This is a genomic window from Roseibium sp. Sym1, assembly GCF_027359675.1.
Classification (GTDB): domain Bacteria; phylum Pseudomonadota; class Alphaproteobacteria; order Rhizobiales; family Stappiaceae; genus Roseibium.
Map to the genome: position 1 here is coordinate 4,598,934 of NZ_CP114786.1, position 26,619 is coordinate 4,625,552.

General features: G+C 60.6%; 29 protein-coding genes. 21 read left to right on the top strand and 8 right to left on the bottom strand.

The annotated features are described in order from the left end of the window. The first annotated feature begins 43 nt into the window (after positions 1–43). From O6760_RS21060 to O6760_RS21095, 7 genes are all read left to right on the top strand, one after another. Positions 44–679 carry a TetR/AcrR family transcriptional regulator gene (locus O6760_RS21060; RefSeq protein ID WP_269581649.1) on the top strand — a complete coding sequence of 212 codons (636 nt, stop codon included), beginning with the start codon at positions 44–46 and terminating at the stop codon, positions 677–679. Further along, positions 672–1,640 (top strand): VOC family protein, encoded by a 969-nt coding sequence (locus O6760_RS33385; RefSeq protein ID WP_332306200.1) that lies wholly within the window; start codon positions 672–674, stop codon positions 1,638–1,640. Before O6760_RS21060 ends, O6760_RS33385 begins: the two co-directional genes overlap by 8 nt. A gap of 17 nt (positions 1,641–1,657) precedes the next feature. Beyond that, positions 1,658–2,011, top strand: coding sequence for a DUF1428 domain-containing protein (locus O6760_RS21075; protein ID WP_269581650.1), 354 nt, complete (start codon positions 1,658–1,660; stop codon positions 2,009–2,011). Positions 2,012–2,129: 118 nt separating this feature from the next. Beyond that, a complete protein-coding gene (locus O6760_RS21080; protein ID WP_269581651.1) occupies positions 2,130–2,717 on the top strand; it encodes a GNAT family N-acetyltransferase in 588 nt (195 codons plus the stop codon). Positions 2,718–2,731: 14 nt separating this feature from the next. Beyond that, positions 2,732–3,136, top strand: coding sequence for an ACT domain-containing protein (locus O6760_RS21085; protein ID WP_269581652.1), 405 nt, complete (start codon positions 2,732–2,734; stop codon positions 3,134–3,136). Between the two features lie 104 nt (positions 3,137–3,240). Beyond that, entirely contained in the window at positions 3,241–4,092 is an 852-nt protein-coding gene (locus O6760_RS21090; RefSeq protein WP_269581653.1) for an adenylate/guanylate cyclase domain-containing protein, read from the top strand. A 176-nt stretch (positions 4,093–4,268) separates the two neighbouring features. Continuing rightward, entirely contained in the window at positions 4,269–4,883 is a 615-nt protein-coding gene (locus O6760_RS21095; protein WP_269581654.1) for an ATP-dependent Clp protease proteolytic subunit, read from the top strand. A gap of 58 nt (positions 4,884–4,941) precedes the next feature. On the opposite strand, the gene O6760_RS21100 is transcribed toward O6760_RS21095, so the two are convergent. The 3 genes from O6760_RS21100 to O6760_RS21110 all read right to left on the bottom strand — a co-directional run bounded on the left by O6760_RS21100 (position 4,942) and on the right by O6760_RS21110 (position 7,366). Then, positions 4,942–5,346: a Clp protease ClpP gene (locus O6760_RS21100; protein ID WP_269581655.1), complete on the bottom strand. Its 405-nt coding sequence runs from the start codon at positions 5,344–5,346 to the stop codon at positions 4,942–4,944. Positions 5,347–5,846: 500 nt separating this feature from the next. Continuing rightward, positions 5,847–6,818 (bottom strand): GGDEF domain-containing protein, encoded by a 972-nt coding sequence (locus O6760_RS21105; RefSeq protein ID WP_269581656.1) that lies wholly within the window; start codon positions 6,816–6,818, stop codon positions 5,847–5,849. Positions 6,819–6,820: 2 nt separating this feature from the next. After that, positions 6,821–7,366 carry a methanogen output domain 1-containing protein gene (locus tag O6760_RS21110; protein ID WP_269581657.1) on the bottom strand — a complete coding sequence of 182 codons (546 nt, stop codon included), beginning with the start codon at positions 7,364–7,366 and terminating at the stop codon, positions 6,821–6,823. Positions 7,367–7,681: 315 nt separating this feature from the next. Between O6760_RS21110 and O6760_RS21115 the strand changes: the two genes are divergently transcribed. Together O6760_RS21115 and O6760_RS21120 are read left to right on the top strand one after the other, a co-directional pair. Further along, positions 7,682–8,479 carry a YdcF family protein gene (locus O6760_RS21115; protein ID WP_269581658.1) on the top strand — a complete coding sequence of 266 codons (798 nt, stop codon included), beginning with the start codon at positions 7,682–7,684 and terminating at the stop codon, positions 8,477–8,479. A 112-nt stretch (positions 8,480–8,591) separates the two neighbouring features. Next, complete coding sequence (locus O6760_RS21120) at positions 8,592–9,839, top strand: adenylate/guanylate cyclase domain-containing protein (RefSeq protein ID WP_269581659.1); 1,248 nt, start codon at positions 8,592–8,594, stop codon at positions 9,837–9,839. On the opposite strand, the gene O6760_RS21125 is transcribed toward O6760_RS21120, so the two are convergent. From O6760_RS21125 to O6760_RS21135, 3 genes are all read right to left on the bottom strand, one after another. Further along, positions 9,725–10,501: a DUF599 domain-containing protein gene (locus tag O6760_RS21125; protein WP_269581660.1), complete on the bottom strand. Its 777-nt coding sequence runs from the start codon at positions 10,499–10,501 to the stop codon at positions 9,725–9,727. The genes O6760_RS21120 and O6760_RS21125 overlap by 115 nt on opposite strands. A 507-nt stretch (positions 10,502–11,008) precedes the next feature. Further along, positions 11,009–11,554: a hypothetical protein gene (locus tag O6760_RS21130; protein ID WP_269581661.1), complete on the bottom strand. Its 546-nt coding sequence runs from the start codon at positions 11,552–11,554 to the stop codon at positions 11,009–11,011. A gap of 110 nt (positions 11,555–11,664) precedes the next feature. Continuing rightward, the gene (locus O6760_RS21135; protein ID WP_269581662.1) at positions 11,665–12,549 is read right to left on the bottom strand and encodes an NAD-dependent epimerase/dehydratase family protein; all 885 of its coding nucleotides are present in this window, start codon (positions 12,547–12,549) and stop codon (positions 11,665–11,667) included. A 121-nt stretch (positions 12,550–12,670) separates the two neighbouring features. Between O6760_RS21135 and O6760_RS21140 the strand changes: the two genes are divergently transcribed. Then, entirely contained in the window at positions 12,671–13,105 is a 435-nt protein-coding gene (locus tag O6760_RS21140) for a DUF1489 family protein (RefSeq protein ID WP_269581663.1), read from the top strand. Positions 13,106–13,170: 65 nt separating this feature from the next. Here the strand turns inward: O6760_RS21140 and O6760_RS21145 are convergent, their stop codons facing one another. Further along, positions 13,171–13,776, bottom strand: coding sequence for a TetR/AcrR family transcriptional regulator (locus O6760_RS21145; RefSeq protein ID WP_269581664.1), 606 nt, complete (start codon positions 13,774–13,776; stop codon positions 13,171–13,173). An 82-nt stretch (positions 13,777–13,858) separates the two neighbouring features. Here O6760_RS21145 and O6760_RS21150 point away from each other — a divergent pair, with 82 nt between their 5' ends. From O6760_RS21150 to O6760_RS21165, 4 genes are all read left to right on the top strand, one after another. Beyond that, on the top strand, positions 13,859–14,509 hold the full coding sequence (locus O6760_RS21150) for a DUF2306 domain-containing protein (RefSeq protein WP_269581665.1): 651 nt from the start codon (positions 13,859–13,861) through the stop codon (positions 14,507–14,509). A gap of 88 nt (positions 14,510–14,597) precedes the next feature. Next, positions 14,598–15,341 (top strand): VWA domain-containing protein, encoded by a 744-nt coding sequence (locus O6760_RS21155; RefSeq protein WP_269581666.1) that lies wholly within the window; start codon positions 14,598–14,600, stop codon positions 15,339–15,341. 83 nt (positions 15,342–15,424) lie between these two features. Further along, positions 15,425–16,702, top strand: a complete 1,278-nt coding sequence (locus O6760_RS21160) for a hypothetical protein (RefSeq protein WP_269581667.1) — start codon at positions 15,425–15,427, stop codon at positions 16,700–16,702. A gap of 145 nt (positions 16,703–16,847) precedes the next feature. Then, positions 16,848–17,555, top strand: coding sequence for a DnaJ domain-containing protein (locus O6760_RS21165; RefSeq protein ID WP_269581668.1), 708 nt, complete (start codon positions 16,848–16,850; stop codon positions 17,553–17,555). Between the two features lie 17 nt (positions 17,556–17,572). On the opposite strand, the gene O6760_RS21170 is transcribed toward O6760_RS21165, so the two are convergent. Continuing rightward, entirely contained in the window at positions 17,573–19,207 is a 1,635-nt protein-coding gene (locus O6760_RS21170; RefSeq protein ID WP_442969813.1) for a serine hydrolase, read from the bottom strand. Positions 19,208–19,867: 660 nt separating this feature from the next. Between O6760_RS21170 and O6760_RS21175 the strand changes: the two genes are divergently transcribed. The 7 genes from O6760_RS21175 to O6760_RS21205 all read left to right on the top strand — a co-directional run bounded on the left by O6760_RS21175 (position 19,868) and on the right by O6760_RS21205 (position 26,599). Beyond that, a complete protein-coding gene (locus O6760_RS21175) occupies positions 19,868–20,200 on the top strand; it encodes a phasin family protein (RefSeq protein ID WP_269581670.1) in 333 nt (110 codons plus the stop codon). Positions 20,201–20,602: 402 nt separating this feature from the next. After that, positions 20,603–20,935 (top strand): ATP-dependent Clp protease adapter ClpS, encoded by a 333-nt coding sequence (clpS, locus tag O6760_RS21180; protein ID WP_148587335.1) that lies wholly within the window; start codon positions 20,603–20,605, stop codon positions 20,933–20,935. A gap of 12 nt (positions 20,936–20,947) precedes the next feature. After that, a complete protein-coding gene (gene clpA, locus O6760_RS21185) occupies positions 20,948–23,401 on the top strand; it encodes an ATP-dependent Clp protease ATP-binding subunit ClpA (protein ID WP_269581671.1) in 2,454 nt (817 codons plus the stop codon). A gap of 381 nt (positions 23,402–23,782) precedes the next feature. Next, positions 23,783–24,487 (top strand): SDR family oxidoreductase, encoded by a 705-nt coding sequence (locus O6760_RS21190; RefSeq protein ID WP_269581672.1) that lies wholly within the window; start codon positions 23,783–23,785, stop codon positions 24,485–24,487. A gap of 88 nt (positions 24,488–24,575) precedes the next feature. Further along, entirely contained in the window at positions 24,576–25,337 is a 762-nt protein-coding gene (locus O6760_RS21195) for an AzlC family ABC transporter permease (protein ID WP_269581673.1), read from the top strand. 11 nt (positions 25,338–25,348) lie between these two features. Beyond that, entirely contained in the window at positions 25,349–25,720 is a 372-nt protein-coding gene (locus tag O6760_RS21200; protein WP_269581674.1) for an AzlD domain-containing protein, read from the top strand. 228 nt (positions 25,721–25,948) lie between these two features. Next, the gene (locus O6760_RS21205; protein WP_269581675.1) at positions 25,949–26,599 is read left to right on the top strand and encodes a glutathione S-transferase family protein; all 651 of its coding nucleotides are present in this window, start codon (positions 25,949–25,951) and stop codon (positions 26,597–26,599) included. Positions 26,600–26,619 lie beyond the last annotated feature (20 nt).

Genomic DNA, 26,619 nt, shown 5'->3' on the forward strand with positions numbered 1-26,619 from the left:
GCAATCAATTGACAGCATACCAACTGGTCGGTATGTTTTGATCATGAGCAAGACAGCTACTCGAAAAGGGAAGGATGCGCGGACGAAGCTGCTGGACGCCGCCCTTCGCGTGATCCGTACAAAAGGGTATTCGGCGACCACGGTGGATGATCTGTGCCGGGAGGCGGGGGTGACCAAGGGCGCATTCTTCCATCACTTCAAGTCCAAGGACGATCTTGCGGTCGCGGCGGCGGATTACTGGTCGCAGACCACCGGCGCCTTCTTCGAAGAGGCGCCGTTTCACAAACACGCGGATCCGCTCGACAGGGTTCTCGCCTATCTCGCCTTTCGCAAGGCGATTGTCGCCGGCACGGTGCCTGAATTCACCTGTCTCGTCGGAACCATGGTGCAGGAGGTTTACGAGACCAGTCCGGCGATCCGCGAGGCCTGCAACCGGAGCATTACCGGACATGCGGCGACACTGGTCGGGGACATATCGGAAGCGGCGGCGGCGCGGGGCGTAGTCCTGCCCCAGGGGCCGGAAGGGCTGGCGCTGCACACACAAACGGTCATCCAGGGCGGTTTTGTTCTGGCAAAGGCGGGCAATGATCCACAAATCGCCGTCGACAGCATCGAACATCTGATCCGCTACGTCGAACTGCTGTTCGGTGTGACACAGGGAGGAAACGACAATGAGTGAAGTCCATATTCGCAAGGATGGCCTGACACTGGAACTCAGCCGGGACATTGCTGCGCCACGGCACGCCGTGTGGCGTTGCTGGACGGACGCCGAGCTTCTGAAACAATGGTTCTGCCCGAAGCCCTGGTTCGTTCCGGAGGTCGATCTTGATGTGCGCCCGGGCGGGCGCATGAACACCGTCATGGCGGGACCGAACGGGGAACGCTTCGAAAATACGGGCATGTTCCTGGAAGTGGTCGACGGTGAACGGTTGACCTTCACCGATGCCTTCGCGGAGGGGTACGTGCCGCGTGAAGACGCCTTCATGACCGGCTATGTCGAACTCTCCGACTGTCCGGATGGCGTAACGCGCCTGGTCTGGGGCGCGCGCCATGCGACCGCGGAAGGACGGGACAAGCATCTTGAGATGGGGTTTGAGCCGGGCTGGACGGCCGCGTCCGCGCAGCTTGCCGAACTCGCCGTGTCGATTGCCGAAAAAAGCAACCGAAGCTGTGCCGTACCAGAGCCGAAGGCCAAGGTCAGGACCTGCCTGTTCTTCGGCGAAAAGGGAGAGGAGGCGGCAGACTACTATGTTTCTCTTCTTCCCGGCAGCCGGATGGAAACGATTGTCAGGCCTGTTCCGGGCGGACCTGTTCTCGTGGCCGAGTTCACACTGGCGGGCACGCCCTACATGATCCTGAACGGAAACCCGCAGGTCGAGCCCAGTCATCTGACCTCCATCTCTGTCCTGACCGAAGACCAGGCGGAAACCGACCGGCTGTGGCAGGCCCTTTTGAAAGACGGCGGTGAAGAAGGGCAGTGCGGCTGGCTCAAGGACCGCTTCGGCATTCACTGGCAGATCGTTCCCAGGGCTCTTCCGCGCCTGATGCAGTCCGGAAATCCGGAGAGCGCCGGGCGGGTCAGTGCCGCGCTGATGAAAATGAAGAAGATCGATATATCCGGTCTGGAAGCTGCCGCCTGAGCAGCAAGGAGGACGTCATGGGTTATGTGGATGGATTTGTCGCGGCCGTGCCGACGGCCAACAAGGCGGCCTATCTGGACTTCGTGCGGAAGTCGGCTCCGATCTTCCTCAAACACGGTGCGCTCAAGCTGGTGGAGACCTGGGGAGACGACGTGCCGGATGGCGAGGTCACGTCCTTTCCTCTTGCGGTCAAATGCATGCCGGATGAAACGGTGGTCCTGTCCTGGGTGCTGTGGCCGTCCAAGGAGATACGCGATGTCGGCCTCAGACGGGTTATCGAGGAGCACAATCAGCTCCATCCGTCGGAAGAGATGCCCTTTGATGGCAAGCGCATGGTGTTCGGTGGCTTCGATATCCTGTTCGAAAGCTGAGGCCGATGGTCGGGAAGGGACAGCGGCGCTGTCTCCGGCAAGACCTTTCGCCGTCCCGCGCATTGCCGATTGCAGATAATTCATGGTCTTCTCTTCCGCAAAGAAGGAGAGAGGCCACATGACTGGACTCGCCGTTACCTTTCACCCGCTTACACCCGATCGCTGGGACGATCTGGTCGACCTGTTCGGTCCCCAGCGCGGGGCGAGTTCCGGCTGCTGGTGCATGTGGCCGTTCCTGCGCGCCAAGGACTGGCAGGCGCTCACGCGGGACGAGCGGCGGGACGCCCTGAATGACAAGGTGACCGAAGGACCCGCGCCGGGGCTGCTTGCCTACCATGGCGACCTGCCTGTCGGCTGGATTGCGAGCGGACCGCGCGAACACTATGTCCGGTTTCAGCTCGGCAAGACCTCGAAGCCTCTCGAAACGGATACAGGGGAAATGATCCGTGCAACCCATGCGGTCACGTGTTTCTATATCCGCAGTGGCTACCGGAAAGACGGCCTGATGGCACGGTTGCTTGAGGCCGGCGTCGAACATGTCCGGGCACAGGGCGCGGCCTTCCTCGATGCCTGTCCCATCGAATCGGACAAGCCGCTTCAGTGGGGCGAAGGCTTTGTCGGGATTGCATCCGTGTTCCGGCGCAGCGGATTTGAAGAGATTGCAAGGCGCAGTCCGAAACGGCCATTGATGCGCAGGAAATTTTAGAGACGGGAGCGGGCATGAGCGGCGAAACAGATCTCGACACACTGATTGCGCAGATGCGGCCGATGCTCGACCCGGATCCGTATGTGTTCTGCACCTTCGCGACGAAGTCCCTGGGTGAACTCGCCGAGTATGAGCCGATCGGCCTGTTCGCCGAAACGGAGGGCCTCACCGCGATCCTGCCGGTCGAGCGGGCCCGCGAGCTTGGTCTGGGCGATGCCGAGTGGTTCCGCAGGATCACGCTGACCGTGCATTCGTCTCTGGAGGCTGTCGGGCTGACGGCTGCCGTTGCCTCGGCCCTGGCCGAAAAGGGTATTTCGGCGAATGTCGTTGCCGCCTTTTTCCACGATCATGTTTTCGTGCCGGAGGAACACGCGGAAGACGCGCTGTCCGTGTTGCGGCGGCTTGCCGGAGAGCCTTGACATCCCTTCGGGCACTCGCCGGTCAGGGCGAAAGACGTTTATTTGTCCTTGCAATTTCCCATTGCCCTTCCCATTCCTAGGTGTGTGAGATCAGGGGTAAGAGCATGCAACGGGTCAAGCGGCGTCTGGCGGCCATCATGTGCGCGGACGTTGCACAATATTCCAGGCTCATGGAGCGGGATGAGGATGGTACGCTTGATCGGCTGAAGGCCTACAGGTCGGTGATGTCGTCATTGACCGAGGGCCACAACGGCCGCATCGTCAACACTTGGGGCGATGCCGTCATCATCGAGTTTTCGTCGGTGACGGAAGCCGTGCAGTGCGCGGTGGATATCCAGAACGAGCTTTCCCTGAAAAACGCGGAACTGCCCGACCTCAACCGGATGGAATTCCGGATCGGCATCAATCTCGGCGACGTCATGGTCGAGGGCGACGACATCTATGGCGACGGCGTGAATGTTGCCGCCCGCCTGCAGGAACTCGCTCCCAGGGGCGGTATCATGCTGTCCCAGTCGGTCTATGACCAGGTCAAGACCAGGATGGCCCTGGGCTTCGATCCGCTGGGACCTCAACACGTCAAGAACGTGACGGATCCCGTTGAAACCTATGCCGTGCGGCTTGGCGGGCGGAACGCGCCGCAGGAAGGCGGGGCGCCGCGCGATGGCGACAAAGCTGAGCCGAAAGGGACCATGCCTCCTCCGGATTGGGAACGGGACACTCAGGTTCTCGCAAACGGGTTCGAACAGGCCCGCCGCTGGCTGAGGGCGCAACCGCGCAAGGTGCGCGGTTGTGTATTCATGATCGCGTTCTTCTTTGTGCTCAATCTCCTGACCTCGGGCCTCGGCACACTCTGGTTTGTCTGGCCGTCGCTGCCGTTCGGGCTGATGCTGGTCTGGCATCTGCTTGTCGGCCGGAAGGAAAAGCCGGTCGTCAACCCGTCGCAGCAAGGCGAATGACGGGCCGGTCGTTGCCAATCTGATAACTCTTTTCGCGCTAAGGAGAGCCTCATGATTTGCGAGCGCCCGTCACATCGCTTACACATGATTCAAAGCCGGTGTGGCGGATACGTCCGCCAACCGGAAGAAACTGCCGGTTCGGCCGGTCCAACAGCCAAGGGAGCTTAATCCTGCGCATGAAAAACTATTCGACCACGGTGCCTGCACGCCTCGATGATGACGAGGACGAAAAGGCCAAGAGCCAGCCTTCGATCCAGGTCGACAAGCATCTGTTTGAAGCGCGCACCGTCCTGATCACCGGTCCGGTGAGCCAGGACATGGCCCGCGACGTCTGTGCCCGCCTGCTGGCCCTGGCACAGGTTTCCAACGATCCGATCACCGTTATCGTGTCCTCTCCGGGCGGGCATGTGGAATCGGGCGACATGATCCACGACACCATCAAGTTCATCTCGCCGGAAGTCCGGATTCTGGGAATGGGCTGGGTCGCCAGCGCGGGCGCCCTGATTTACGTGTCGGTTCCCAAGGACAAGCGCTTCTGCACGCCGAATACCCGCTTCCTGCTGCACCAGCCGTCCGGCGGTGCCGGCGGCATGGCGACGGATATCGAGATCCAGGCCAAGGAAATCATCAAGATGCGCGACCGGCTCAACAAGATCTTTGCCGACGCGACCGGTCAGCCGATCGAGCGTATCGAGAAGGATACGGATCGTGACTACTGGATGAGCCCGGAAGAGGGCATCGATTACGGTCTTGTCGGCAAGGTCGTTACCAGCGTCGACGAACTCGGCTGAACGAAACAGTTTCCTGCACATGAAAGACGCCGGCCCCTGGCCGGCGTTTTTTGTCAGATCACGCGCCCTGCATTTCCGGTTCAACGGCAAAGACCTTGACGGGAGCAACCGGCCTGGGGGCGAGCACATGCGGGCGCAACCTGTCCATGAGCATGCGCAGATCGGCCTCGTCGCCGGTTGCCGCCGATCCACCCAGCAGGACGGCGACAAGATGGTCGACAAAACGTGCGTAGACCTCGCGGTCGGTGCAGATAGGCGAGAGCAGGTCACAGATCGGCTTGCCCTCATATATGGGCGCCCCCCCGGACAGGAAGACAAGGAACTCGGTCAGGTCGTCCGACCGCTCCAATTCCTGACGGAAATTGCCCAGGTTGAAACACGGGTCCTGTTCCAGCCGAGACAGCAGATGCGGCATGGCCTGCAGGATCATCTTGCGACCGCCAAGCTTCATGTAGAGAGTCATCTGGCTTTCCTTGATAGTGCCTTCGAAACAATGCCGACAGCGTGCCGTAAGCCGGGCAAATGCCCTGTGACCTTGATCACGGTTCGGACCTTTGTGAAAAACAACAATGATATCTGCAGCGGTCGACAACGGCGCCGGCCGGGGCGGGGTGGCGAACGTGTCGGTAAAATGTGGCGAGAGCTTTACAGAATTATAAAAGTGGCAAGGAAATCACCAGGCTGTCGTGACACATTCACGACTGGCCTCGTTGGCGTCAGGATCGTTCCAGAACAGGCGGAAAGCGCAAGGAAGTGCAGCGCAGTTTCGAGCATTTCCAACGCCTTCAGGGACGATCCTGGGCCAACCCCGAAGGGGCCGTCCGAAAACCGGGTCGTTTCTGCGTCGCCTGTCGTCGAATATGCCCCGCATGTCCGTCCGCCATGCTCCTTGACAAGGCATCCGGTGCGAAAGTCGGTATCCGGTGGACGCCTGGTCAGCCGGCATCTGCCGGCGGCGGAGGGTCAGGTGGGCACTTCCCGTCGCCTGCCGTCATCCTGAAAGGTCTCCGCAAGCTGACCGGCGAGATCGTGTATCAGACACGCGCGTCCCTGTTTCTTGGCGGCATACAGGTTCTGGTCGGCGCGCAGGTAAAGGTTTTCCGGAGTGTCGCCGTCTCGCAGAACGGCCAGGCCGGCACTGGCCGTATAGGCATAGCGCTGCCCATTGGCATGCATCGGTGTCGCATTGATCAGTTCCAGCATCCGGTTGACCACGATCGTCGCCTGCGGGAGGCCGGTTTCCGGCAGGATGAGCGCAAATTCCTCACCGCCGACGCGGCAGAAAACGTCCGTCTGACGCAGGTGTTCCTGGCACCGTTCGGCGAAATGGACAAGCACCTCGTCACCCAGTTGATGGCCGTGTGTGTCGTTGAAAACCTTGAAATGGTCGAGATCGATCAGCGTGATGCAAAAAACGTGACCATATCTGGTGGCGCGGCTGAATTCCTTTTCCAGTTCCCTGTCGAACCCGCGGCGATTGTATACCTTGGTCAGGGGATCGGTGATCGCCAGGCTTTCAAGCTGGGAATTTTCCCGACCGAAATGACGCACCTTGCTGGTCAATGAATAGATGTCGTGATTCAGGGCCGCGAATTTCGCCGACAGGTTCATGCTTTCGTCGAAACGGATCATGACGGCACCGTCGAGTTTGGTCTCGGGGATGGCAAGCCGATGTCCAAAAGCGACGCCCTGGAAGCCGGACTTCAATTGCAGGCGCGTCGGTACCGGCATTGTCGTGGACCGGCACATTTCGAAAAAACCGCTTGCGCGTTCCGCGTCGACAACCTGGTCGAACAGCTTTTGTTTCTCGCTCAGTCCGGCACTTTCCCGCGCACTCGAATTTGCCAGCAGGATGCGACCTGTCGGATCAAGGATGATGATGGGCTGTGGAATGGTTTGTATGGTTGCGGCGATGATCGCGATGGATTGCGGCACGATCAGCGCACCTTGTAAAATTCTTTGCTGCGACTGTCATGTTCCTCGTCGGGAACAAGATGGATTATCACGCGGCATTCGTGGTCTCTCCGGGCAATCGACTTGTCGATGTCCACGCGGGCATAGCCGTTGCTGTCGGCGGCAATTCTGCCGAACACATTTGTGGTCATCATGCAAAGCGCGGGGCGATCGAGAACATTGTCGCCGAAGGGACAGCGCGTGTTCCGCAAGATGATGATCTTGTCATCCTCGTGTTCGACGGTGAATTTACCTTCGATCCGGCGTTTCAGATCGATCAGGACATCCGAGATGTGCTGCTTTGGGATCTGGTCGACATGGAGCGCGTTCTTGTAGTCCGTGTTGATCTGCTCGCCGATCCTGTTGGCAACCAGGGTGATGAAACCTTCGGCCTCGTTCAATCCGACGATATCCTGGAGGGCGCCGGACAATTCCCTGATGATCTGGTTGAAGAATCCGGATGTTTCAAGCGGAATCGATGCCTTTTCCAGTTCCGGAAAATCATGTTCCTTTGCCACTGGCGCGCTCATCGAATTCCTCCGCGTTATACAAGATAACGTAGTGGTATCAGTGTTGTGAATTCATTAAAATGTTGTAATAACTGAAATAAAGGCACAGCCTCACAATTTAATACAATTGTATTCGGAAATACGATGGCGGGAATATTGTCATATCTGTCATGTTGTCGAGTAAATTAACTGGATGGCGGCGGTGTGCGGATTGGGCGGCCGCAGTAATTTACTGTCGGTTGCGGTCTGCGGATTCAAGTCGGGCCGGTGTAGCCTCAAAAAAGGCCGCTTCGCGCGTTCCTCTGCGTGTTCAGGTCGTTAACGGTCGGAGTCTTGATGCTTTTCTACGTCGCAAAGATCGGTGGCTTTCTTTTGCAGCCGTCCAATTTCCTCCTCATCATGATGTTTGCCGGATTGCTTGTGAGCGCGCGCCGCGCCTGGCGCGGAACCGGGCGGGCGCTGATCTGGGCGGCGGCCCTGGGCCTTGCGATCTGCGGTTTTTCGCCAGCAGCGAACTGGCTGATCCTGCCGCTGGAAGACCGGTATTCCCGGCCGGAAAATCTTGCGGGGGTGGACGGCATTATCGTGCTGGGTGGGGCGGTCGACACGATCGTGACCGGCGGGCGCGGCGACACGGCATTGACCACGTCCGCCGAGCGCATCACGATCGCGGCCCGGCTGGCAACGCAACTGCCCGATGCCCTGATCGTTCATACGGGAGGGCAGGGCGTCATCGTCTCCTCGCAGGCCACCGAAGCGGAGGGCGCAGCAAGGTTGTTCGCGGATTTCGGTATCTCGACCGACAGGATCGTTCTGGAAGATGCTTCCAGGAACACCTGGGAGAATGCCGTCCTGGCAAAGGAACTTGTCGGTCCGCTTGCGGGACAGAAATGGCTTCTGGTCACTTCGGCATATCACATGCCCCGGGCAATGGGCGTCTTTGAAACCGCGGGCTGGACCGGGGTTATAGCCTACCCGGTTGACTACCGGACCCGCGGGGAGGAGGACAGCACACTTGGTTTTTCCGGAGCCTCCAAGGGCCTGCGGCGGTTCGACGTTGCCTTTCGCGAATGGGTGGGCCTGATTGCCTACCGGCTGCTCGGCCGGAGCACCGCATTCTTTCCCGCTCCCTGACGCGGCAATTCCCTTTCAACTTTCAACCGCTTTTGAAACGCAACCTCTTTTACGGACAACCAACTGCCACCATATACTGGCGGTTATCCAGGGTTTGAAAGGACGTGGGCAGATGGTCCTCGAAGCGCCGCTTGTTGCGGCTGATGTCGTACAATGGCTTTACAGTGATGCACCCCAGCTCAAGGGAACGCTGGAGATCGTCAGTGAGCTGGGCGATCGCCTGCGGGCGGGCAACGTTCCGGTCGACCGCGTGACCACGGGCATCTGGGTCGTGCATCCGAACGTGCGCGCGGAGGGGTCTATCTGGCTGAGTTCGGGCGAGCCCGAGCTGATCCTCTACACCGCGGATTCGAAAACATCGGACGATTATCTGAAAAGCCCGATCAGGCGGGTTCACGAAACGCAGCAGCCGGTGCGCGTCGCAATCGAGCGCGATCCCGATGCGGCCGCGGAGTTTCCGTTTGTCGAGCAACTGAAGAACGACGGATACTCGGACTATATCGCGTTGCCGATGCCTTTCTCGGACGGGTCCGTGAAGGTGGCCAGCTTCGCCACCAAGGCTCCCGGCGGGTTCACGAACTCCCATATCAGCGTTTTTGACTCCCTGATCAGGCCGCTTGCGCTGGTCTGTGAGCTGAAAACGCTGCGTCGCACTGCTGAGACCGTGCTGGACACCTATGTGGGGCCACGTGCGGGGTCGAAGGTTCTGGACGGGACGACACGCCGCGGCGAGGGCGAGTGGATCAAGGCCGTGGTGTCGTTTGCGGACATCAGGGGCTTCACGCGTCTTTCCAACACGCTGCCGGCGGACAAGATCGTGCTGTTTCTGAACAAGTATTTCGGCGCGATGACCGCCGCGGTCGAGGCGCATGGCGGGGAGGTGCTGAAATTCATCGGCGACGAAGTCATGGCGATCTTCCCTTACGAGTCCGAAGACGATGCCAGGGAAGCGGCCCACAGGGCCCTTTCGGCCGCGCATGACACGCTGACGCGCATTGCCGAGATCAATGCCGGCAACATGTGTGTCCAAACGCCCGACCTGAGTGTCGGCATCGCTCTGCATGCAGGAGACGTGTTCTACGGCAATGTCGGCAGCGAGACGCGACTGGACTTCACCGTGGTGGGGCCTGTGGTCAACCTGGCGGCGCGGATTGCGGAACTGGCCAAGGACCTGCAAAGGCAGGTGCTGGTCTCCGATGCGATCGCCGATCTCATGGGCTGCCGGTCCGGTCTTTTCGGCCGGTATCAGGTGAAGGGGTTCGATGACCCGGTGTCGGTGTATTCCCCGGACCTGTCCGCCGGGTCCAGGCTCGGGTATTGCCCCGACAGCACCGCCGCACGGGCCCTGGACGTGAACTGACGGCGGATCAGCACCAGCAGAACGGCCAGCGTGGTTGCGGCGAAGACATAGGGTCCCGCGAACCAGCCGAGAAAGCCGATCGAGAAGAACAGCGCACGCTGGCCGCGATTGAAGTGGCGGCCGGCGAGCACGTTGAGCTCGCCTGCCTGGGCGGCCATCTTGCGGATGTCATCGTCGGTGGCCCGGCCCTTGTCGGGCACTGCGCCCATGACGATGCTGGCATAGTTGAACAGGCGATAAGCCCAGCCGAACTTGAAGAATCCGTAGGCGAAGATCAGCATAAGGCCGAGCACCTTGACCTCCCACAGCGCACGGCTGTCGGCGACCGGAATGGACAGGTCACCGGCAACCTGGAGAATGCGCTCGGTCGAATCCAGGAGCGCGAAGCCACCCCCGATCGCCAAAAGCGACGTGGACGCGAAAAACGCCGTGCCCTGCTGCAGTCCCGACATGATCGACGTGTCCATGATGCGGACTTCACGCAGGCACATCGATGTCATCCAGCCCCGGCGGTAACCATCCATGGCACTCGACAGGGTCTTCTTGCGCAACGGACTGAAGTCGACAAGGAAATTGAATCCGAACCAGGCGATCAGAAACCAGCCGGCAGCAGCTATGTCCATTTGCGATAGCGCATGCATCGCGGGCCCTTCTATTTTCATGGTGTTCGAATCCCGACCTGCTGCAGTCTTAGCAGAGTTTTTCACCGGTCAGAAGGGATGTGGCCGGACCTTAAGTCCCTGAAATCCGGCGGGGATCGGAGGTCTGCAAAAATGTCTCGGCTGCTGCTCTTTTTTTGCGCTTGCGAAATGGTAAGGGATCGTTTACCTCCTCGCCTCAATGGCGCCATATTTGAGTTCGCAGGGGACCGGCGCCGCACAACACATGTAGGGCTTTTATGGACGAAAACGTGCAGAAATCTTGTTGGAGCGTCACCATTTGGACCGTCGCTGCAGTGGGCATCGCTTTGACGATGGTGCTTCTGTTCAATGACGTGGAAAGTGCTCAACAAGCCGTCGCCGCCGCCAAATAGGCCCGCGGGACGTGACAACATCAAAGGCGCAGCATCGGACTGCGCCTTTTTTGATTCCAGGTCTCACAAGAGGCAGGGAGACGGCCCGCGGCGCGGTGTTCCTCCTGACGTGATTTCAGCGCGTGGGGAAAGGTATTTAGCTGCCGTTGTTGCTGCCCGGCCGACCAGAGGCCGGACGATTGGAACGCTCGGCGACCTGACGAAATTCCATTTGACGGACCACCGTCCTGTTTCCCGGACGGCTGATCAGAAACCCGGCATAGGCGCCGTCGCCGAGCGGCAGCAGCACCATTTGCACCTTGCCCGCGCCGGGCCAGGCCAGGTCCGCGCCCCAGGCCGGAACATCTTCGCCGCCGGTCTTGCCGAACAAGGCCTGAATATCGATGGCGTGCAGCAGCGACGTGCCGTCCGCATTCCATTCCAGGGCCGCCAGCCCGTCTTCCAGAGGATAGAGGTCGAAACGCGTTCCATTGACATCAACACGCAGCCCACCGTCCAGACCCTGTTCGACCCGTGCCGCGCCGACCGTCGTATCCACGGGAAGGGGGGTTCGAACGCCGTTTTCCTGCGTGAAACCCTCGGTGTTCACAACGTCGAAATAGCCTTGTGCAATCTCCGGATCAGCCTTGAGCGGAAGAACCAGGCAGAAAAAAAGCAGGGACGTGCAGAGTAATTTTGACAAGACGCAATCCAGTTTCAGAATTTTTGAAAATTCTAGGCGCCGAAATATTTAGAAAGTCTTTTCCTGATGCTGAGTTTAGGGACGTAGACGTTGCGAGAGGGCGTTATTGTCTATTTTGACAGGGAAACGATGAGATCTTCAACAGTAGAGTGGTCTGGCTGCCAGCTTGTGACGCGTTGTGCGTGGCTGATATCCACGGTTTGAGACAGAGCGTAGCCCGCGCCCCAGTCGGTGTCGGGAGCGGTGCCCGCGGGGTGGTCAAGCGTCACGATGTCAAGAGGATGGCCGTGACGCGCCGAGATGTGCGAGGCCAGGTGGCCAACGGAGATCCCGGGAATGCTGCTGGCGATCAGTGACAGGCGAAAGCGCGACTGTCTGAGCGCGAGCAGGTAGAGAGCCGCCAGATCCCCGGTTTCGACCAAGGGCCACATCGTGTCGGCCGTTGCCCGGGTTTCGAATGGCTTGCCGGCTTTCAAGGCCCTGGTCATGTCGGCGATCGGTCCGTGGTCACGGCCGCAGACAAGCGCCGGATGCACGACCGCCAGGTTGAGGCCGGTGCCGTGCGAGAGCGTGCGGATCGTCTCCGCCATGAACCGGAATGCGGGCAGAGGAGAAAAAGGGGTCTTCTCGGTGATCGGCCGGTCCGCGCCGTTTCCGGGAAACAGCCAGATGCCGCCGGTATAGACGACCTTGAGCGGCTGCTGGCGATGCCTGGCCGCCTGCTTCAGCGCAAGCATCGACTGCCGGTCGACCCGTCCCATCTCGGCGGTAAACGTCGCACCCGTGTGGATCACCGCGTCACAGGCGGCGGCCCGGCCGACCCAGCTTTCCGGCGAGCGCAAGTCGCCCGGATAGGCGCTGGCACCGGCGGCGCGCAGGGTCGCGGCGGCGGCGTCCGAGCGCGCCAGCCCAATGACGGCGGCACCGTCGCGAACCAGTTGCCGGACCACCGCAGCGCCAATGCTGCCGGTGCCACCTGTAACGAACACATCCATCGTGTGAGAGAACCTGTTTCGACGAGACCGCGCAAGCACTACCTCGGCGGACAGGCGCAAAATCCACCGCCCTTTCATCCCCTGATCTTGACCCTGCCGGCAGGCCTGCTACGTCAGGTTCATGACGTTGCATCTCGTAAAACTGTGTGTCGGTGCCGACAGCGTCGAGTCGCTGCAGGCCTGGATCGATTTCCGCATGGAAAACGCGCGGAGCTCCGGGATTCCGGCCGAAACCGTTCATACGACGCGGATGGTGCCCACGCGCCGGGACGAACTTCTCGATGGCGGGTCGCTCTACTGGGTGATCAAGGGCAGGATCCAGGTGCGCCAGCACCTGATCGATATCCGGCCGTTCACCGATGAAGCGGGGATCAAGCGTTGCGACCTCGTCATGGAACCGCGCCTGATCCTGACCCAGTACCAGCCCAAACGACCCTTCCAGGGCTGGCGCTATCTCAAGGCTGCGGACGCGCCGGCGGATCTCAAGACCGGCGGCAGCCTGCAGGCCATGCCGGAAGACATGCGCCGCGACCTCACCGAGCTCTGCCTGCTTTAGACGCCCCCGGATTTCCGGACCGATACGGCCCGTTGCCGGCGCGCGGCTGCCTGGCTGCGCCTGCTTCAGGGTGCCTCTGCAAGTGCCCTGTTCAGGTGAACCAGCAGGCCGTCGAGGGACGGCCAGCCGCCGACAACGCCCGGCTTGTCCTTTTTGCGGGTCATGGACAGGTGGGCATAGCCGTGGACGAGCGACCAGACGAGGATCTCGATTTCTTCGGGCGGTGTTCCGTCCGGTATCAGAGGCGCACAAGTCTCGCGCAGGATAGCGTAGGCGGCCTCAGAATGCGCGTGGAGATCATCGTCGTCCTCGTTGAAGCTCTGTCCCGAGAAAATGAACAGGAACAGCTCCGGGTGCGCGCTCGCGAAATCCAGGTAGCCGTGACAGATCGCGTTGAGCCGGGCCAGCGGGGATGGCGAGGACGCCTCGAGCCGAGCCGTCATCGCCGCGCAGAACAGCCTGAAGCCCCGCGCCGCAATGGCTGTCGAGAGACCGGCAAGGTTTCTGAAATGATAGGCGGGCGCGGCGTGCGACACGCCGGCCATCGCGGCACATTCCCGCAGGGACAGGCCATCGGGACCACGGGCACGCAAAAGCGCGACCCCCGCATCGACGAGATCTGTCCTGAGCGTTCCGTCCCGCCGGCGTCGGGATGAGGGAGCATTCGTCATGGAAATCTCTTTCCTGATTGGCTTGACACTGTCAAGTTTGTTTCTATCTTGACAGTGTCAAGTTAACTTGGGGAGAGGTGGAATGACGCGAGTTGTCAGGACAGGCGGCAGGCTGGCGTTTGTCATCGCCGCGATTTTTTCGGTTTTGATTGCGCTGGTCTCCTACCGGTTTCTGCCCCTGGGTGTTGAAAGCGCCATGGAGTTCATGGCGCATCACCTGGCTGAACGGTCCCTTGCCCTTTATGCGCATATCGGCGTTGCTCCGGTCGCGCTTGCCTTGATGCCCTTCCAGTTCGTGTCCGGCCTCAGGTCCCGACGCCCGGCGCTTCATCGCTGGCTTGGCCGTTTTTATGTCTCGGCCGTCCTTGTGTCGGGTGTCGCTGGCATTCAGCTTGCCTTTTATACCGCAGCCGGATCGTTCGCAGCGACGGGCTTTGCGCTTCTGGCGGTGATCTGGCTGGCGACGACGGGAGCAGCCTTCTATTTTGCAATGACGCGTCAGTTTGACAGGCACCGCGACTGGATGTTGCGTTCGGCCGCGCTGACATTTGCTGCCGTCACCTTGCGCATCTACCTCGCGATTGCCATGGTGGCAGACATCGATTTCGACGTTGCCTATCCGTTGATAAGCTGGCTTGCATGGGTTCCGAACGCGCTTGTGGTGGAAGCCTGGCTCCGGCGGAAGCGCGCACCGTCTCGCCGGTCCTCCTCAACGGAACCGCGGACCGCATGATGGCTGTGCCGGTCGTCGCGGATCACGCTTGCCAAACCGGCCTGCCGGGCCCACTTTGAAGGGCATGTAACGGCAGGAGGAAGCTTCCGTGGTGGCGAAGACCGGCAAACGCGATGGTGACCCGCTCGTTCGGCAAAGGCAGGAGGCAGGCACGCCGTCCGCCGTTTCGGACGTAGCCGCGTTCCTGCAAAAGGCCAGCGAAACGCTGGAGCCCGAAAAGCGCGGCCGGCTGATCTTTGCCCTGGATGCAACCATGAGCCGGCAGCCGACCTGGGACCAGGCCTGTCATATCCAGTCGGAAATGTTCCAGGAAGCCGGAAAGATCGCTGATCTGCAGATCAAGCTCGTCTATTTCCGCGGCTTCGGGGAATGCCGGGCGTCCCGCTGGTTCTCCAGCGGCGCCGAACTCGCTGCCGTGATGAACCGGATTTCCTGCCAGGGGGGACGGACGCAGATCGGCAAGGTTCTGACGGCCGCGCTCAAATCAGCTCAGGAGGAAAAGATTGCCGCGCTGGTTTACGTCGGAGACTGCATGGAAGAGGACGTGGATGCCCTGTGTGACAAGGCCGGCCAGCTCGGCATGCTCGGCGTTCCGGTTTTCCTGTTCCAGGAGGGGCGCGATAGCGTCGCTGAAAAGGCCTTCCGGGAAATCTCGAGACTGACCAACGGCGCCTATTGCCGTTTCGAGGCGGGCGCGGCGCAACAGCTTGCCGACCTGCTCAAAGCGGTTGCCGTTTATGCAAGCGGCGGCCGCAAGGCACTGCAGCAGCTGGAAAGACAGGGCGGCCGCGGAGCCCGGTTGTTGCTGAGCCAGTTGCCCGGCTCCGGTTGAGAGAATGTCTTCGGAACCGGTCAAGACGTTGGATAGTGCCTGAAAGCGATTGTATCTGAACACGTTTCGACAATAGTTGGTTCATGAACAATCGGACGTCCCGCCACAATTGGCGCCTCATCCTGGTTCAGGGGCTTTTCTATTCCTTGAAGCGCAGGCTGGCACCGCCAAAGATCTTTCTTCCCTTCATTTGCGTTGCCGCCGGGGCACCGGTCTTTCTGGCTGCGGTTATTGTACCGCTGTTTACGGTGGCCACCCGGTCATCTGAAGTTCTGTCTGCCCCGCTTGTGTCGGGCGCGCAAAGGCGCAAGTCCTATGCGATGATCGGGATCGGCTGCATTGCCGTGGGGCTGGTGATCGCCATCGTGTCGATTTACGTCAAGGTGCCTCTGGTCACCGCGGCCTGCCTTGCGGGGGCCGCGATCGTCATTGGCATCGGGCGCGGTATCAGCGGCATTGCCTACACATCGTTGCTGCCGAGCCTGTTCGACAGGGAAATCCGGGGGCGGCTCTTGAACCTGGAAGGGATCCTGAGCGCCATTGCCGCGTTGCTGATCGCGCTTGCCGCCTATCACGTTTTCAAGGACAGCGATCCGCTCCGTAGCCACATGGCGCTGGCATGGCTGGCTCTTCTCGTGGCCATTCCGGCAGCTGTTCTGCTTTTCCCGGTGAACGAGCCCGATCGGGCCGTCGCCGCTGGCGGGCCGGCGCCCGAAAGCGGAGGCGCCGCCACGGTCGGGCCGGCCCGTGGCGGCGCCCTGCAGCGGTTTCGCCTGTGCTGGGGCGATGCCTGGTTTCGCAAATACATGACCGCGCGCATCCTGCTGCTGTCGGTTACGCAGGCGATGCCGTTCTATGCCATCCATGCCGCAAGCCTTCACAAGCATCAGTCCGGCTCCTATGCAGCCTTCGTCGTTGCGATGAGCGTCGGCGCGATCCTGAGCGGACCGGTGCTGCACAAGCTTGCCAACCGGTCCGTTGGAACGAACCTGGCTGCCGCCATCTTCTTTGCCATGCTTGCGGCCGCGTTCGCTTTGGTGATCGACGTTGCGGTGCCGGCATCGGAGCTGAAATTCTATCATTATGTGCCGGTATTCGTGCTGGCGGCGCTCGCGGCGCAGGTCGCAACCGTGTCGCTTGCGGTTTATCTCGGCGAAATCGGTTCGGATCACGACCGTGAGTTCTATGTCGCCACGGGCCGCTTTGCGAGTGGCGTTCTGGGGACGGTCGTCGCGGTTGTCCTGGGTGTGCTTGCGCAAATGCACAACGAGGCCATACCCATCGCCATAATTCTTTGTATCAATGCGATTGCCTTCGTATTCGTTCTGAAATCCCTTGGAACACGGACAGGGGAAGGATGACGGCTCTCCGCGCCGGCGGGGCTGCCGGGTTGAATTGGATCGGGGGCTGTCTACATTGCCGGCAGGGTGCGACGCATGGTCAGGAAGAGGAACTGAAAATGAAACGAGGCAGGATCGTGTTTGATCTTCGGAATGTGTCCGCAGAATGATCTACCTGCTTGTCGGCCTTGTTCTGCTCGCCGCGCTGGTTCTGCTGGGGAACCGGTTCGTCTCGGCCAATCCGGCAGCCCTTGCCGGAACGGTGCGCACGATTGCAGGGCTGTTCCTGATCGCGTTGGCGGCGGTCTTCGCGTTGACGGGCCGGGTCGTGCTGGCCGTGCCGCTTCTGGGGCTCGGCCTCGGGGTTCTGGGATATTCCGGGCTGACCAGGCTGACCGGCGGTTACAATCCGCAAAAGGCAGCCGGACAGAGATCCCGGGTACGCACGGCGATGGTGGAAATGGAACTTGACCATGACACGGGTGTCATGTCGGGGACGGTGCTCACTGGCGGTTTTCAGGGCCGCGGCCTGGATGACCTGGATGACCGGGAGCTTGAAGCCTTCTGGCGGGAGACCGCCCAGGACGGTCAGAGCCGGCAGCTAGTCGAAGCTTATCTCGACCGCCGGCTTGCCAGCTGGCGTGAACACTTCCAGCCGGATGGAGCAGAGGGGCAAGGAAGCGCGCCGGGCACGGGCCCCATGACAGATGAGGAGGCCTACCAGATCCTGGGGCTTTCGCCCGATGCCGGGGACGCGGAAATTAGAGCCGCGCACCGCAGGCTTATGATGCGGGTTCATCCCGACCAGGGAGGTTCCGGTTTCCTCGCGGCGAAAATCAACGAGGCTAAAGACACGCTTCTCAGAAGACATTGACGGCATCCGTTACGCGGTTACTGGTAGATGGCGAAGCAGGCGTATTTTGCCTTTTTAAGTGTTTTGCAGGCGTTCCACGCTGCGGTCTTGGTGTCGAAGCCGACGAAGCGCGCCCTGTAGAGGGTCTGTCCGCCGGACTCGACCGGTTCGGTGTAGGGGACGCGGCCGCGCAAGGCGGTTCCGGTCCGGACTTTTGCGTCTTTCAGCATGGCGATCGCCTGGCCTTCGGTTTCGGTTGCCGCGATCTGAACCTGCCAACCCGGTTCCGCCTCGCTGGTGTCACTGGTCGCGACGGTGACGGAATCGCTGTCTGTCTCGGCGGTCTCTGCGGCGTCGGCCGGCATGGTCTCCACGGGTGCCGCAGCGACCGAGATGGTTTGAACCTTGACGTTGCGGGTCGGGACCGGTTGGGTCGTCTGCACCTTGTCGCCGTCCTGCTCGGCACGTGCTGCTTGCAGGAGCTTGGTTCTGGAGATCGAATTGGTGGTCAGCGACGTGTCGGGGCTCTCGGGCGGTATAGGCGGCAAGGCGGTTGCCACGGCAAACGTGCTGTCGAAGCGGCGCTTGATCGCTTTCGGCGGCAAGGGCACGTTTTCGCCGAATCCGGGGACCGGTCCGGGAGAAGCGGTGGCCGCCGCGGTCACGACTTGTCCCTTGGGGACAACCGGCGCGGGGGCAGCCGGCGCGGGCGCGGGCAGGGGCACGGAAGCACCTGTCCCGGTTGCCGTCAGGGCCAGAACCATTGGGGCACCGGTGGCCTTCACGGGCTCGCTTCCCGGTTTCGCAGCCGGAAGGGGCGGGTTCTTCAATGAAGCGGCGACGAAGGTCGGCTGAACCGGACGTGTCGCAATCAGGGGAGCGCTCTTGTGTCCGCGGCTGGCCTTGGGCAGGTAGCGACCGATGAGCTTGGTCATCTGTGCGTTCCTGGAGGCGCCGGTCCGGCCGCCCATCACCACGGCAACAATCTGGCGGCCGCCGGTGTTGACCGAGGTTACCAGGTTGAACCCGGAAGCACGGATGTAACCGGTCTTGATGCCGTCAACGCCCTTGACGCGGCCCAGCAGCTTGTTGTGGTTGCCGTAGGTCCGCCCCTTGTACTTGTAGGCCCTGGTCTTGAAGTAGCCGTAATACTGCGGAAACCGCTCCTGGATGGCGATGCCGAGCGTTGCCATGTCGCGTGCGGTGGTCCGCTGACCATTGTTCGGCAGACCGTGCGGGTTGCGAAAGGTCGTCTTGGACATGCCCATCTGACGCGCGGTGCGGGTCATGCGTTCGGCGAATTTCTTTTCGGAGCCGCCGATGTTTTCCGCAACCACTGTAGCGACGTCGTTTGCCGACTTTGTCACCAATGCCAGGATCGCGTCCTTGACCTTTATGGTGCTGCCGGGCTTCAGCCCCAACTTGGACGGCGGACGACCGGACGCATATTTGGAAACGGTGAAATTCGAGTCCAGCGACAACCGGCCGGCTTCCAGCTCTTCAAAGACGACGTAGAGCGTCATGATCTTGGTGAGCGAAGCCGGGTATCTGTAGGAATCGGCGGACGAGGCGTAAAGCGTCTTGCCTGTCTTGGCGTCGACGACGATGCCCGCATATTTGGAGTTGGCAGTGGCCGTCGCCGGAGCAGCCAGCACCAGCACGCCGAGGGTCAAGATCTTAGCAGTGCGGGTGAATGCCCGTGCATTGCGAAAAAAACGCATCCCAAACACAATGACTATCCCATTCCGGGTTACGCGGTTGGATTTGCGGAGCCGTGCGGATTGGATCTAACCCCCGTGCGATTCAAGCCGCCGCCCCGTTGCTCTCTGGGCTATTTGATGGAAACACGGTTACGAATGTGTAAATGGATGACGTAAAAAGCACTTAAAAAAATAGATTTATGCCAGAGTTAATTTAGTGTTAATTGTCAATCCAAGTATATAATTTTTATGATATTGAAAAAATCGTGTATTGGTGAGGTGGTAATTCGTTAAAGTTTTATTTATTTTGTGATTTCTACTGTTTCATGGTGCGTATAATTGTAATTTGTCTTTGAAGTGTTGCCACTTGTTGCGTGTCGTTGGGCGGGGTTCGACTGCACGATGACGTGGTGGCGGGTGTATTGTCTGTCACTTTGGAGGGATCCGCCAACGGGCGGTCACGTCTCGAGCGTTTCGCGCAAAGGTTGTTTTTGCAATGCAAAATCGCCTTGACACTTATTGTGCAGTGCATTATGACGAAATCTCGTTAGGTAACGCGAATAGCGCGCCGGTGTCACATGTGGGTCGAAACTCGCTCAAAGGAATCCGGTCCGCGGCATGAGGGCAGTGAAAATGATGAACAACTTTGATGAAATCCAGAAGCTGGGCAAAGACAACATGGACATGGCCATGGAGTCGTTCGGCACGGTCAGCAAGGGCTTTCAGGCGATCGCGGCCGAAATGGCCGACTACCAGAAGAAGTCTTTCGAAGAGGGCACCGCAGCTGTCGAGAAGCTCGTCGCCTCCAAGTCTCTGGACAAGGCTTTTGAAGCTCAGGCAGATTACGTCAAGACCGCCTACGAAGGTTTCGTCGGCGAAATGACCAAGCTGGGTGAAATGGTCTCCGACATGTCCAAGGACGCTTACAAGCCTTACGAAGGCGTTCTGGGCAAAGTGGCGAAATAACCACTTGGCATCCCCCGTCGGAAGACGGGATCAGGTTCGAAACCCGGCTCCTTCGAGCCGGGTTTTTTGTATATGCACAGATTTGCCGGAACAGCCTCGCCAAGGGGCGGTCACACATTCGGGATCGGCTGAATTGCGTTAGCCTCCCATCTTTTAATCGCTTTCAGGAAACCTACATTCAGCTTTAGCGGCAATGCAGCGGACACAAATGCGCTGTTATCCGAATGTTGATGAAATCGACCATTGCGCGAGCGCGGCTGGCGCGGCAGGATTACCAGAGAAGATCATCGGTCTGCGGCGCATGCTGCGGTTCGGGAGTGCTCCGGACCGGCTGCTCGTGCCAAGCTGACCGGAATTCGGAACTTGGTGATGGCCGGAGTGATTGAGGCGATAGATACGGCAATGTCGGCGGGCTCTGATTATGACAATGACGGTGGTGACGCCGGAACGGTTGTTGTCACCCGGACAAAAACGGTTACCAAGCGGCCCAACCTCTACCGCGTGCTGCTCTTGAATGACGACTACACGCCGATGGAGTTCGTCATTCATGTTGTGGAGAACTTCTTCCAGAAGAACCGGGAAGAGGCCACCCGCATTATGCTGCATGTACACCATCACGGCGTCGGGGAGTGCGGGATCTTCTCCTACGAGGTCGCGGAAACAAAAGTTACCCAGGTGATGGATTTTGCGCGCAAGCACCAGCATCCGTTGCAATGCGTCATGGAAAAAAAGTGAGGACCAATTCACGTGCCTTCCTTCTCACGCAGTCTTGAAAAAGCGCTTCACCAGGCTCTGGCCTTCGCCAATGAGCGGCAGCAGGAATATGCAACCCTGGAGCATCTTCTCCTGGCCCTGCTGGATGATCAGGATGCGGCGGCCGTCATGCGGGCCTGCAATGTGGATCTGGACACGATCCGCCGGAACCTGGTCGAATATATCGAAACCGAACTCGACAACCTGGTTACCGACAGCGACGAGGATTCCAAGCCGACCGCCGGTTTCCAGCGTGTCATTCAGCGTGCCGTGATTCATGTGCAATCCTCGGGCCGGGAAGAGGTGACCGGCGCCAACGTGCTGGTCGCGATCTTTGCGGAGCGCGAGAGCCACGCGGCCTATTTCCTCCAGGACCAGGACATGACCCGCTATGATGCGGTCAATTACATTTCCCACGGCATTGCCAAGCGGCCCGGCATGTCCGAGACCCGTCCCGTTGACGGCGCGGAAGAGGAAGACGTGCTGCCGGGTGCGGAAACCGACAAGAAATCCAGTCAGAAAACCGATGCGCTGGAAGCGTATTGCGTTAATCTCAACGAGAAGGCCGAGAAGGGCAAGATCGATCCGCTGATCGGCCGCGACAGCGAGATCCAGCGCACGATCCAGATCCTGTGCCGCCGGTCCAAGAACAACCCGCTCTTCGTCGGCGACCCGGGTGTCGGCAAGACCGCGATCGCGGAGGGGCTTGCCCATCGCATCGTCAATGGCGACGTGCCTGATGTTCTCAAGGACGCCACGATCTTTTCGCTCGACATGGGCTCGCTGCTGGCTGGTACCCGCTATCGGGGCGACTTCGAGGAACGCCTGAAACAGGTGGTCAAGGAAGTCGAGGACTATCCGGGCGCGGTGATGTTCATCGACGAGATCCACACGGTGATCGGGGCCGGCGCAACCTCGGGCGGCGCCATGGATGCCTCCAATCTGTTGAAGCCGGCGCTGGCGTCCGGAGCGATCCGCTGCATCGGCTCGACCACCTACAAGGAATACCGGCAGTTTTTCGAAAAGGACCGGGCGCTGGTGCGCCGGTTCCAGAAGATCGATGTCAACGAGCCGTCCATTCCGGATGCCATCGACATCCTGAAGGGGCTGAAGCCCTATTTCGAGGACTTCCACAAGGTTCGCTACACCCAGGATGCGATCAAGACCGCTGTGGAATTGTCAGCGAAATACATTTCCGACCGAAAGCTGCCGGATAAGGCGATCGATGTCCTTGACGAGACGGGTGCTTCCCAGATGCTGGTGCCCGAAGCGCGTCGCCGCAAGACAATCGGCGTCAAGGAGATCGAGAACACCATTGCGACCATGGCGCGGATCCCGCCGAAATCGGTCTCCAAGGACGATGCGGAGGTTCTGGAAAACCTCGGCACCGACCTGAAGCGGGTTGTCTATGGCCAGGACGAGGCCATCGGCACGCTGGCCTCGGCGATCAAGCTGGCCCGTGCGGGGCTGCGTGAGCCTGACAAGCCGATCGGCAGCTACCTGTTCTCCGGCCCAACCGGTGTCGGCAAGACCGAAGTCGCGCGCCAGCTGGCGTCGTCTCTCGGTGTCGAGCTGATCCGTTTCGACATGTCGGAATACATGGAGCGGCACACCGTCTCCCGCCTGATCGGCGCGCCTCCGGGCTATGTCGGGTTCGACCAGGGCGGCCTCCTCACCGATGGCGTCGACCAGCATCCGCATTGCGTGCTGCTGCTTGACGAGATCGAGAAGGCCCATCCGGACCTGTTCAACATCCTGCTGCAGGTCATGGACCACGGCAAACTGACCGATCACAACGGCAAGCAGGTCGATTTCCGCAATGTCATCCTGATCATGACGACCAACGCGGGTGCGGCCGACATGGCGAAGATGCCGGTCGGCTTCAACCGGGTGAAGCGGGAAGGCGACGATGCCGAGGCGATCAACAAGCTGTTCACGCCGGAATTCCGCAACCGCCTCGACGCGATCATTCCGTTCGGCAACCTGCCGATGGAAGTCGTCTACAAGGTGGTCGAGAAATTCGTCATGCAGCTGGAAGTCCAGCTTGCAGACCGCGGCGTGACCTTCGAGTTGACCGAGGATGCCGTGAAATGGCTGGCCGACAAGGGTTATGACAGCCAGATGGGCGCGCGCCCGCTCGGCCGGATCATCCAGGAGCACATCAAGCGGCCGCTCGCCGACGAGGTCCTTTTCGGCAAGCTCAAGAAAGGCGGCATGGTCAAGGTGTCGGTCTCCGAGGACGGCAAGGGTCTGTTGCTCGAAAGCATAGAGGAGCGTGCAACGCCACCGAAGACCAAGGCCAAGGCCAAGACGGACGTCAAGCCGAAACCGAAGCGCAAGCGCAAGCCTGCTGCCAAGGCCGCGGCCGCCAAGGATACGAAGTCTTCGTCAGGCAAGGGCGGCACGGCCAAGAAAAGCCTGGTGCCCAAGGTGCCGCTGGCCGATTGATCTGCCTTTCGCAGTCACAAGAGCCCCGGAGTGATCCGGGGCTTTTTTGTGGGCGGCCGACCCCGATGTCGTCATGCCGGGGCTTCGTTGCGCATCGCGCGGGACGACAAGGAGGCTAGCCATCCCGGCCGACGCTCCGCTGCGGTCTCACCCCGCCGCCAACCAGAAGAACTCCGGCAGGCAGCTCGAAACATCCGGCAAGGAACAATCCGTGGTTCGGGCTGGCACATTCCTCGCCTGATATTCCGGCTGTATTGCCGTGCAGCAGGATGAGGGGCCTCGGCACTCATTCGAGACGCTGATCCGTTTCATTCAGCAAAATCATTTGCGGTTGCAGTTCCGACCGCCTAGCTGTTTTAGGCGAGAAAAGGGAGAAAACAGATGACCGACAAGAAGGTGGCTCTGATCACGGCCGGCGGGTCCGGCATGGGGGCCGACGCTGCGCGGCGCCTTGCAGCGGACGGGTTCCAGGTTGCGATCCTGTCCTCGTCCGGAAAGGGGGAGGCGCTGGCGGGCGAGCTTGGAGGACTGGGGTTCACCGGGTCCAACCTGGTCAATGAAGACCTGAAGTCATTTGTGCACAAATCCCTGGAGGCCTTTGGCAGAATTGATGTTCTTGTGAATTCCTCCGGTCACGGGCCCAAAGGGGACATTCTGGAGATTTCCGACGAGGACTGGCATCTCGGAATGGATTACTACCTGATGAGTGTTGTCCGGCCCAGCCGGCTGGTTGCACCGGTCATGGCCGCGCAAGGCGGCGGTGCCGTGATCAACATTTCCACCTTCGCCACCTTCGAACCGGATCCGCTGTTCCCGACTTCAGGGGTGTTCCGCGCCGGGTTGGCCAGCTTCGCCAAGCTCTTTTCCGACAAGTTCGCGGCGGAAAACGTGCGCATGAACAACGTGCTTCCGGGATTCATCGACAGCCTGCCGGAAAAGGACGACCGCCTGGCGCGCATCCCGATGGGCCGCTATGGCCGCGCCGACGAGGTCTCCAGCCTGATTTCCTATCTCGCCAGCGACGCGGCGGCGTACCTGACCGGGCAGAACATTCGCATCGATGGCGGGCTGACGCGGTCGGTGTAACGCGCCATTTGCCCTTCGGAGCACTGGACAGGCTCATCTCGAAAAGGTAAGGCTTCCTTACTAAATCCCAACCCTTGAGTTTAGCGCCATGACTGCCTCAACCCGGTCCGCGCCCACGCCAGCGCCAGAAGACCCGCCGGAATCCGCGCGGATCTGGATGGCGCGTGGTGCACGCGCGGCGGTGTCGATTCCCGCCCTCATCCTGACGGCCGCCTTTGTCGGCTATGCGGGACTTGCCCGGGAGACCGGACTGACACTGGCCGAAACGCTGGCCATGACCGGCTTGATCTGGGCTTTGCCGTCGATTGTCGTGCTGACCGGTGCGCTGTCATCGGGCATGGGACTGATTCCGGCGGGAATCGCCGTGGCGCTTGCCTCCGTCCGGCTGATGCCGATGACCATGGCGCTGATGCCGTTGGTCAAGGTGCCCGGCAAGACCAGAACCTGGCAATTGCTGATCGCCTCCCACTTCGTGGCCGTGACTGCGTGGGTCTTTGCCATGAAGAACCTGCCGGAAATGAAGCGGGAAGGGCGCTTGCCTTTCTTTGTCGGTTTCGGCGGCGCGGTGACCCTGTTCGTGTTCTGCATGACGGGGCTGGCCTATCTGCTGGTCGAGCGCCTGCCGGACATGGTCGCCGGAGCCCTCGTGCTGCTGACACCGGTCTATTTCCTGTGTTCGCTCTGGGGCGCGGCACGGGTCAATGCGGACAAGGTGGCCATGGCCGCAGGCCTGGTGCTGGGACCGTTGTTTTTCCTTTATCTGCCGGGCCTTGACCTGCTGTGGACCGGGCTTGCCGGTGGCACGGTCGCCTATCTGGGTACACGTGTCCTGCGACGGGGGCTTGGCTGATGGACGGGTTGATGAGCGCCGCGGGACACGGCGACACCTGGTGGTGGCCGTTCGTGATGATCCTGGTCGCCGGCTGGCTGGCAACCGACATCTGGCGCTGGCTGGGCGTTTTCGCCGGCGGCAGGTTGCGCGAGGACGGCGAACTGCTGATCTGGGTACGCTGTGTGGCGACCGCGCTGGTCGCGGGCGTCATTTCCAAGCTGATCCTGTTTCCGCAAGGCATGCTTGCCGAGACACCGCTTTCGCTGAGGTTGGCCGCCGCCGGGGTCGGCTTTGCCGCATTTCTGCTCTCGAAGCAGCGGGTCATTGTCGGCGTTCTGGCTGCGGAAGCGTTTCTCATCGCCGGCTGGTTTGGCCTCAACGCTCTCTCGGGTCTCGGCTGACTTCTGCAGCCCTCGTGGTTCGTGACCTGTCTGGGCAGCTTCCGCGGCACACCAGCACGCCCCCCTTGAGCCCGGTCAGCAGCAAGACGTTGGGCGCATGTCGTGGCAAAACGCGACTGACGTCTCCGGGTCCGGATCGTCGACGGATCGAGACAGCCTGTGGCTGCGGCAAACGGGATGCGGTAAGTTGTCGGAAAGGGAACCGCAATCCTGCGTAAGGAGAGGACAATGGCCGACCAGGTGGAACTGTTCTACGCGCCGCAAACAAGGGCAACCGGTGTACGTGTCCTTCTGGAGGAACTCGGCGCGCCCTACAAACTCAACGTCTTGAATTTCAAGCTGGGCGAAAACAGGCGCCCGGATTACCTCGCCGTCAATCCGGCGGGGAAAGTGCCGGCACTGCGTCACGGTCCGGCGGTGATCACCGAACAGGTGGCGATCTATCTCTATCTTGCCGATCTCTTTCCGGACAACGGACTGACACCCTCGTTGAACGATCCGCTTCGCGGCCCGTACCTGCGCTGGTTTGTCCATATGGCTTCCTGTTTCGAACCGGCGCTGGTTGACCGGGCGCTGAAACGCGAGGAACCGCCGCAATCCATGTCGCCCTACGGCAGCTTCGACACGGTGATGGAGAACATGCGCGCGCAGCTTGCCTCCGGCCCCTTTGTGCTCGGCGCGCGGATGACCGCGGTCGACGTTCTCTGGGGCATGGGCCTCAGGTGGGGCATGGCCTTCGGCATCGTGCCGGAACTGGAGGAGTTCAAGGCCTATACGGACCGGTTCATGGAACGGCCGGCCGTGGTGAAAGTGCTTCAGGAAGACCAGAACATGGCCAAGGAGCAGGAAGACGCCGCCATTCATGCCGGTGTTGCCTGACACCCGGGCGGCGAGCAATT

Excerpts from the sequence above, each read along its gene's own strand:
- O6760_RS21160 (WP_269581667.1), top strand. The coding sequence starts at position 15,425 with ATGAACAATCGGACGTCCCGCCACAATTGGCGCCTCATCCTGGTTCAG.
- O6760_RS21135 (WP_269581662.1), bottom strand. The coding sequence starts at position 12,549 with ATGGATGTGTTCGTTACAGGTGGCACCGGCAGCATTGGCGCTGCGGTG.
- O6760_RS21090 (WP_269581653.1), top strand. The coding sequence starts at position 3,241 with ATGCAACGGGTCAAGCGGCGTCTGGCGGCCATCATGTGCGCGGACGTT.
- O6760_RS21140 (WP_269581663.1), top strand. The coding sequence starts at position 12,671 with ATGACGTTGCATCTCGTAAAACTGTGTGTCGGTGCCGACAGCGTCGAG.
- O6760_RS21060 (WP_269581649.1), top strand. The coding sequence starts at position 44 with ATGAGCAAGACAGCTACTCGAAAAGGGAAGGATGCGCGGACGAAGCTG.
- O6760_RS21175 (WP_269581670.1), top strand. The coding sequence starts at position 19,868 with ATGATGAACAACTTTGATGAAATCCAGAAGCTGGGCAAAGACAACATG.
- O6760_RS21110 (WP_269581657.1), bottom strand. The coding sequence starts at position 7,366 with ATGAGCGCGCCAGTGGCAAAGGAACATGATTTTCCGGAACTGGAAAAG.
- O6760_RS21145 (WP_269581664.1), bottom strand. The coding sequence starts at position 13,776 with ATGACGAATGCTCCCTCATCCCGACGCCGGCGGGACGGAACGCTCAGG.
- O6760_RS21150 (WP_269581665.1), top strand. The coding sequence starts at position 13,859 with ATGACGCGAGTTGTCAGGACAGGCGGCAGGCTGGCGTTTGTCATCGCC.
- O6760_RS21200 (WP_269581674.1), top strand. The coding sequence starts at position 25,349 with ATGAGCGCCGCGGGACACGGCGACACCTGGTGGTGGCCGTTCGTGATG.
- O6760_RS21080 (WP_269581651.1), top strand. The coding sequence starts at position 2,130 with ATGACTGGACTCGCCGTTACCTTTCACCCGCTTACACCCGATCGCTGG.
- O6760_RS21100 (WP_269581655.1), bottom strand. The coding sequence starts at position 5,346 with ATGACTCTCTACATGAAGCTTGGCGGTCGCAAGATGATCCTGCAGGCC.
- O6760_RS21195 (WP_269581673.1), top strand. The coding sequence starts at position 24,576 with ATGACTGCCTCAACCCGGTCCGCGCCCACGCCAGCGCCAGAAGACCCG.
- O6760_RS21165 (WP_269581668.1), top strand. The coding sequence starts at position 16,848 with ATGATCTACCTGCTTGTCGGCCTTGTTCTGCTCGCCGCGCTGGTTCTG.
- O6760_RS21115 (WP_269581658.1), top strand. The coding sequence starts at position 7,682 with ATGCTTTTCTACGTCGCAAAGATCGGTGGCTTTCTTTTGCAGCCGTCC.
- O6760_RS21190 (WP_269581672.1), top strand. The coding sequence starts at position 23,783 with ATGACCGACAAGAAGGTGGCTCTGATCACGGCCGGCGGGTCCGGCATG.
- O6760_RS21075 (WP_269581650.1), top strand. The coding sequence starts at position 1,658 with ATGGGTTATGTGGATGGATTTGTCGCGGCCGTGCCGACGGCCAACAAG.
- O6760_RS21125 (WP_269581660.1), bottom strand. The coding sequence starts at position 10,501 with ATGAAAATAGAAGGGCCCGCGATGCATGCGCTATCGCAAATGGACATA.
- clpS (WP_148587335.1), top strand. The coding sequence starts at position 20,603 with ATGTCGGCGGGCTCTGATTATGACAATGACGGTGGTGACGCCGGAACG.
- O6760_RS21085 (WP_269581652.1), top strand. The coding sequence starts at position 2,732 with ATGAGCGGCGAAACAGATCTCGACACACTGATTGCGCAGATGCGGCCG.
- O6760_RS21095 (WP_269581654.1), top strand. The coding sequence starts at position 4,269 with ATGAAAAACTATTCGACCACGGTGCCTGCACGCCTCGATGATGACGAG.
- O6760_RS21205 (WP_269581675.1), top strand. The coding sequence starts at position 25,949 with ATGGCCGACCAGGTGGAACTGTTCTACGCGCCGCAAACAAGGGCAACC.
- O6760_RS21120 (WP_269581659.1), top strand. The coding sequence starts at position 8,592 with ATGGTCCTCGAAGCGCCGCTTGTTGCGGCTGATGTCGTACAATGGCTT.
- O6760_RS33385 (WP_332306200.1), top strand. The coding sequence starts at position 672 with ATGAGTGAAGTCCATATTCGCAAGGATGGCCTGACACTGGAACTCAGC.